Source organism: Hydrogenivirga sp. 128-5-R1-1, from assembly GCF_000171895.1.
The window spans coordinates 1-1,184 of the sequence record NZ_ABHJ01000456.1 but is presented as its reverse complement, the minus strand read 5'-3'; the positions used below and the strand labels follow the sequence as shown (position 1 = coordinate 1,184).

2 protein-coding genes are annotated in these 1,184 nt (G+C 28.9%); both read right to left on the bottom strand.

Going from position 1 to position 1,184, the window contains the following annotated elements; translation table 11 throughout:
• On the bottom strand, nucleotides 1–624 hold a 624-nt coding region (locus HG1285_RS00705), incomplete at its 3' end, for a bifunctional 5,10-methylenetetrahydrofolate dehydrogenase/5,10-methenyltetrahydrofolate cyclohydrolase (protein WP_008289584.1).
• 2 nt (nucleotides 625–626) lie between these two features.
• Nucleotides 627–878, bottom strand: a complete 252-nt coding sequence (locus HG1285_RS00710; RefSeq protein WP_008289583.1) for a hypothetical protein — start codon at nucleotides 876–878, stop codon at nucleotides 627–629.
• Nucleotides 879–1,184: the final 306 nt, after the last annotated feature.

Sequence of the window (1,184 nt, the reverse complement as noted above, 5' to 3'; positions counted from 1 at the left end):
TATTAAAATATCTGCCTGCTGTGTATGATGAGCTAAATCTTTAGTGTTTCTATGGCATACAGTTATGGTTGCCTCTTCATTTCTTAAAAAAAGAAGACTCATTGGTTTTCCTACAATATTACTTGCTCCAACCATTACAACATCTTTTTTATAAGTCTGAATTTCATACTCTTTTAGCATTATCCATATACCAAGTGGTGTACACGGTACTATACAGTCCTTCATACCTGTTGCAAGCTTTCCTATATTTTCTGGGTGAAAGCCATCTACATCTTTATGTGGGTCTATTGCAGTAATTACATGTTGTGTATTTATATGTTTTGGAAGAGGAAGCTGAACTAAAATACCGTCCACATCGTTATCATTATTTAACCTTTCTATATATTTTAAAAGCTCTTCTTCTGGAATTTCTTCTTTTAGATGTATGTATATAGAATTTATTCCTACTTCTTCGCAGGCTTTTCTTTTATTCCTGACATATACTTCGCTTGCAGGGTCATTTCCAACAAGAATTACAGCAAGACTTGGATTTCTTAATCCTTTAGATGTGTATTTTTTTATTTCGTTTTTTAATTCATTTTTAATTTTTTGGGCTACCTTTTTTCCATCAAGTATTAAAGCCATTTTCACTCCTTAATTTTTTCTTCTATTTCTACAGATTCTGCAAGGTCAAATATTTTATTTATTTTTCCTATTAAAATACCTTGTTTTGACAGAATATCACATTTATAAAATGGAACTTTATTAATTAATCCTATAATTTCTCCATTTAAAGATATTTTTTTCCCAGATTGCAAATTCTTAATATCAATATTTTTGTCAATAATAAATATTTCAAAATCTAAAAGTATTTCGTCCTTAAAACTGTTTTTAATCAAAAGTTTCCTCAAATATAGAAAATTGGATTTTTAAATATTATATCATTTTGAAGCTTGACTTGAGTTTATTCATTCTTTATACTTATGACTGATGAGTCAGTCAGATACTAAAATGAAGCTTATTAATGCGGCTGTAAAAGTTTTTTCAGAGAAAGGTTATTTTGGTACGCGGGTTTCAGATATTGTTAAAAAGCTGGTGTAGCTCAGGAACTTTTTATTTATACTTTAAAGCAAAAAGATGCTTTTTTATTTTTGTTGATATGATAGCTCGCACTTTATGAATCATAAGCAAGTATGAGCAGATAA